Raw genomic sequence first — 5,155 nt, forward strand, 5'->3', positions numbered from 1 at the left:
GCCAACAACTTATCTGAATGATGTCCGTCTTGAATTTCGTGTTGGAAGAGCAGGTTATGCATATATAACTGATTCTTCTTCCAGAGGGCCAGGAGCTATTATCGTCGTAGATTTAGAAAATGGGTACGCGTTTAGACGGTTAAATGGGGCAATATCAACTTCACCTGATCCCTATTTTTTACCGAAAGTAGAAGGTAAAATTTTGATGAATCGAAACCCGGACGGCTCGACTTCCMCATTTAGATTGGCTTCCGATAGTTTAGCGATTTCTCCTGATGGAAAGGTTTTATTTTATGCTCCGCTAACCAGCCGTCAACTGTTCTCAATCTCAACAGAAGCCCTAAGAGATAGAAGGATACAGGACATGAATTTATCCCAATATGTGCACTATTGGGGGGAAAAAGGTGCGTCTGATGGAATGATCACCGGCGCAAACGGCACCGTTTATGCGGGAGACTATGAAAACAACAGTATCCGGAAGATATTGCCGAATGGTGCAATGGAAACCATCGCACATGACCCGAGAATTTTATGGCCGGATACTTTTTCGATTGGCCCCGATCAATACTTATATGTCATTGTGAATCAATTACATCGGCAGGCGAGATTTCATTATGGAAGAGACCTGCGGGAAAAACCATATAGTTTACTTCGTATGAGAATTGATGAATTCCCTGCTCCTACCTTTTCATAATAATTTTAAACGAATGTAGCTATCCCTGATCCCAAACTAAATCCCCTATTCCGCTTACGGAGTAGGGGATCTTCAATTCTAACCAGGAGCGAACAACGTATGACACAAGCTAATCAACAACTTGAGTTCTTCTCGGCAAACCACTACGAAAAGTAAGTTCCCGCGAAGCGTGTTAGTATTATCAGCCTCAAGTTGGTCCGCGAGTCCACCATCCTGTACCCCGACAGATCCATCCTCATCCATCCTCTTTACCTCAGTATATGTAGCCAAATCCTACGGCACATTCTTGAGGATGACGATCGGGAGCACTTCTTTGTGATCTGCCTAGACAGTATCCGCCCTTATTGTAATGTTGGATTTTTGACACGGAGAACATTTTATTCTCTGAAGTCTCCGGTTAAAATCAAAAACGCGCTTGAACCATTGTGGTTTTGCACATTTTGCTGGGACGAAATTCGGTGTCAGGACGGAATGTTCATAGCGGTCTGAATGTTTTTCAGATCGAGCTGAATTTGCTCTGGAATATGGTAGGGATGATATAGGCCCCGCTGCATCATGTAGATTGTTATCTTTTCATGGGTGTCTATGGCTTCGTCGAGCTGTTTCATCAAAATTTGCTTGATTTCAGGGGTGGCACATTCGGTCACGGCCATGGCGTAGTTTCTGACTTCGCTCTTGGCGTTCATCAAATAATCCATTGCGATCACGTCATCGGTCAGCGTATGAAGCCCTGCCATGTGTTCTAATATTGTGTTCATGTTTTATCTCCTATAGGATCATTTTAGACAGCACTCCACCGAGCTCCTGAAGCTGCTGCTGTGATAATTGCACATCTTGCTGCAAAATTTGCATGAGCTCCGGGTCGGTTACCAGAGCTTGCATGGTTTTGGATTTGGTCATGCAAACCGTCTTGAACGCAGCTATTTCATGAACCTCCAGCATCTCATGCAAAGCGTAATTGGAATTCATTCGGATTGTCCTCCCATGTATCTATCCATATTCAAGGCTTTAAGATGACTTTGATGCAATCGTCCGTTTTCGTATCGAACACTTCATAACCGCGCTTGGCCTCGCTGAGCGGAATGACGTGCGTAACAATATCTCCAGGGTCCACTTTGCCCGACGTAACCAACTCGTACATATACGGCATGTAGTGAACGACCGGAGCTTGTCCGGAACGGATATTCACGTTGCGCTGCATGATGTCGCCGAGCGGGAATCCGTTATAGCGTCCGCCGTATACCCCAGTGACTTGGATTGTCCCGCCTTTGCGGACAGCCTGAGACGCAATGATAAATGCGCTCATCGTGCCGCCTTGCAGTTTCAAACCGCTTGCTAGAAATTCGAGATCGCTCATCTTGCCGTCCATTCCTACCGCATCAATCACGACATCGGCGCCGCCTTTGGTCATTTCCTTGAGATTGTTGCCGATATTCTTATCCTGTTCGAAGTTTACGATTTCCACATTGTTCGTTCGCTTCGCATGCTGTAAGCGGTAATCGACATAGTCGACGGCTATGACCCGCTTTGCTCCTTTTAGCCAGCAGAATTTCTGGGCCAGTAGTCCGACTGGACCGCAGCCGAGCACGATGACCGTATCACCATTCTTTACGCCGGCGTTATCTACGCTCCAGAATGCCGTCGTCATGGCATCGGCGATCAAGCTTAGCTTTTCGTCCGGTTGTTCGCAGTTTTCGGGAATCTTGAAGTGGGTAAAATTTGCGAACGGGACTCGTAAATACTCGGCTTGCCCGCCAGGATATCCGCCGGTCGTTCCGGAGTAGCCAAAATATGCGCCCATATCCCCGTGTTCGTTTGAATTGTCACATTGGCTTTCCAGCTGGTTTTTGCAAAAAAAGCATTCTCCGCATGCGATGTTGAATGGGATGATCACACGGTCGCCTTTCTTTACCTTTGTCACGCCTGGGCCTACCTCTTCTACGATCCCCATCGGTTCATGCCCGATGACATAGTTCTCCTGAAGGTTAGGGATCATCCCGTGAATAAGGTGAAGGTCGGAACCGCATATGGCGGTACTGGTGATCTTTACGATCATATCGTCCGGTTTCTCAATCTTCGGATCCGGCACCTCTTTGACTACGACATTTTTAATCCCTTGATACGTTACCGCCTTCATGCTTTATGTCCTCCAATATGTTCATCTGGGGTCCGATCAAACATCCCTTTACGCGACGTATCACCCGGGAACAAATTCATCTGCCCGATCATCACCGTATTTTTCGCCGAAAGCTGGTCGAGTTGGTACTGTTCGTTCAGCTCGTAAGGATGGAACCATTTTTTACGAATCATGAGCTCCGTGATTTCTTGGTGCATTGCAATCCCCTGCTTAAGATGATTGCGCAGCAGCGCTTTTACATCCGGAGAAGCCGTTTCCGTCAGGGCGATGGATAAATTTCGCACACCCTCCTTGGCACGAAGAAGGAAGTCCATTGCAAAAGTCATATCTGCCATTTCTGGCATATTTAATGAATTAATCGGGTCTAAATAATCGGTATTCATTTGCGTTCCCCTTTAATGTGTTATAGGTGTCGGGCTATTCGGAACAGGCGCTTGGAAAGGAACTCTTGCGTAGATTGCTTGCAGCTCGGTGATTTGTTGTGTGGATTGAATTACGTCTTTCTGCATTAACGCTTTTAGCTCTTGGTCAAAGACCAAGCCTTGCATAAGTTTTGACTTAGCGATGCAGAGCGTTTTAAAGTTTAACGCTTCATGTAGTTCCATCGATTCGTGCGGCGCTAGCGTTGGCGTATTCATTGAGTAATTATCACCTCCTGTTTTTTCATCAACGTTAGATTTTCCGAGGCACCGGATCTTATACTAAAATTGTTTGCCGGAAATGTGGGATCCGGATATTCCCATGCAGTCGCAGGAATATAAACAAAATCTCATCCGCATACTTATTTCTGTTTAAATTAATGATCTTTGCTCAAGGGAGGATGACTCGCTTTGCCCAATGAAAACAAAATTGATCTAGCCACCGAAAATGCAAGAAAACCGGCAGAAGGTACACTTAACTCGAGCGGCAATACGCTGGAGCAGCATGCATTTAACGCAGTTTCTGAGGCGCAATCGGCTTTAAACCAGGCGATAAACTCGATAAGTGAACCTAATGCGGCAACAAATTCACAAGCTTTGGAGACGGCCCGGCAGCAATTGACCCAAGCMGAGGAATTTTTAGATCAAGCACAAACTTCAGAAAACGCATTACGTCTACCGGACCAACAATAAAATGGTCTTGGCGCAGATAGGCTTGGTAGAGAGTCTCCTTCTTTTTCGGATACATGTGGAGTCAGGCTTACTAATGTCGAGGTATGATCGTCTATCGATGTCGAGTAGACGCTGCGATGATGTTTACCCTTAGCCGATACTCTCCGTATGGGCAAAGAATCTACGTTGACGCTCGGAGGAACGTATTTGCCACAGGAACAGAGAGTCACCGTCAGAAGGCTTCGGCTTGTGCCGAAGCTTTTTGTTTTTTGAGATGTCTCGGACATTTTCAAAAAATTTATTCGAATCCGGGTATTATTAAGCAGTGGAGCCCCATTTATACAATTAGCAGGACTTTGATCTCTCCCTGAAAACAGCCTGCTTCACTTTACAAATTGAATATCGACAAAGGGCATTAACATCTACGTGTCGGAGCACCGCGAACTCATTACGGGCGGCAAAGTGGAACCTGCGACGTATGATGCACTAATCAATAACTCTTATTGGTGCTTGAAAATGATGGAGGAAATATTCTGTATATAAGAGTTATCGACCCACTTCGCCTCCTCTGTCCGAAAAATAGAAAACCCGATCAAAATAGATCGGGTTTTTTGTCTCAGTATTATACTTTCAATGCAGAATTAAGAAGTACTATCCTATTAACTCAAACAAACTTCCGACTCGTTTTCTTCCCATCACAGATGAACACAATCTATATCTGAATCGAGCTCGCGTACCTCGAACATTTTTTCTCTGCCCTTGCCGGGGACGCGTCCGAAGCGTGCTTGTTCTTCCTTCGTTGGATTATCGAATCGGCGTTCGATATCCCCGAATATTTTCAAGCCCAAATAATAGGGATTCAAGGTGTGCCGTGATGGATGCACGACAGAGGAGTTTAGCTTAGCGAACTCAATCGTTTCATCGCTAGTCAGATCAAGCTCGCGAATAATTCGCTGATGCCAGTAGGATGCCCAGCCTTCGTTCATAATCTTTGTTTCGATGATTTGCGGCCAGAAATAGAGCATCTCATCGCGAAGCATAGATAGAATATCGCGCTGCCAATCCTCCAGAGTAGGGGGAGTATTCCTCAATGAACCAGATAAGATCTTTTTCTGGCCATGGCGGAAAACGTTTGGCGTCAGCGGCCTGCGATTAAGCGAATCCATAATATAGATTCTTATCGAATCGGTGCTGCTTATGTTAAGTAAATAGCAACATTCTCCGGTGTACGTC

Annotated in this window: 7 protein-coding genes and 1 pseudogene; 2 read left to right on the forward strand and 6 right to left on the reverse strand. The window is 45.6% G+C overall.

The window, feature by feature from the left end; translation table 11 throughout:
* Positions 1-694, forward strand: a 694-nt coding sequence (locus AC1DSE_RS29785) for an L-dopachrome tautomerase-related protein (protein WP_477528663.1), incomplete at its 5' end; no start/stop codon positions are given.
* Positions 695-1,155: 461 nt separating this feature from the next.
* On the opposite strand, the gene AC1DSE_RS29790 is transcribed toward AC1DSE_RS29785, so the two are convergent.
* From AC1DSE_RS29790 to AC1DSE_RS29810, 5 genes are read right to left on the reverse strand one after another with little or no spacing between them, the layout of a single operon-like run.
* The gene (locus tag AC1DSE_RS29790; protein WP_477512533.1) at positions 1,156-1,452 is read right to left on the reverse strand and encodes a spore coat protein; all 297 of its coding nucleotides are present in this window, start codon (positions 1,450-1,452) and stop codon (positions 1,156-1,158) included.
* Between the two features lie 10 nt (positions 1,453-1,462).
* Positions 1,463-1,663, reverse strand: a complete 201-nt coding sequence (locus AC1DSE_RS29795) for a hypothetical protein (RefSeq protein WP_339204146.1) — start codon at positions 1,661-1,663, stop codon at positions 1,463-1,465.
* A 31-nt stretch (positions 1,664-1,694) separates the two neighbouring features.
* Positions 1,695-2,831 (reverse strand): zinc-dependent alcohol dehydrogenase, encoded by a 1,137-nt coding sequence (locus tag AC1DSE_RS29800; protein ID WP_477512534.1) that lies wholly within the window; start codon positions 2,829-2,831, stop codon positions 1,695-1,697.
* Positions 2,828-3,214 (reverse strand): spore coat protein, encoded by a 387-nt coding sequence (locus AC1DSE_RS29805; protein WP_477512535.1) that lies wholly within the window; start codon positions 3,212-3,214, stop codon positions 2,828-2,830. The genes AC1DSE_RS29800 and AC1DSE_RS29805 overlap by 4 nt, the downstream gene beginning before the upstream one ends.
* Before the next feature lie 12 nt (positions 3,215-3,226).
* The gene (locus tag AC1DSE_RS29810) at positions 3,227-3,469 is read right to left on the reverse strand and encodes a spore gernimation protein GerQ (RefSeq protein WP_339204144.1); all 243 of its coding nucleotides are present in this window, start codon (positions 3,467-3,469) and stop codon (positions 3,227-3,229) included.
* 192 nt (positions 3,470-3,661) lie between these two features.
* Here AC1DSE_RS29810 and AC1DSE_RS29815 point away from each other — a divergent pair, with 192 nt between their 5' ends.
* The gene (locus AC1DSE_RS29815) at positions 3,662-3,943 is read left to right on the forward strand and encodes a hypothetical protein (RefSeq protein ID WP_477512536.1); all 282 of its coding nucleotides are present in this window, start codon (positions 3,662-3,664) and stop codon (positions 3,941-3,943) included.
* Positions 3,944-4,635: 692 nt separating this feature from the next.
* Here AC1DSE_RS29815 and AC1DSE_RS29820 read toward each other — a convergent pair.
* Positions 4,636-5,056 (reverse strand): annotated as a pseudogene (locus AC1DSE_RS29820) (SpoVR family protein); the annotation flags it as partial.
* Positions 5,057-5,155 lie beyond the last annotated feature (99 nt).

Source organism: Paenibacillus sp. 01L418 (assembly GCF_056400045.1).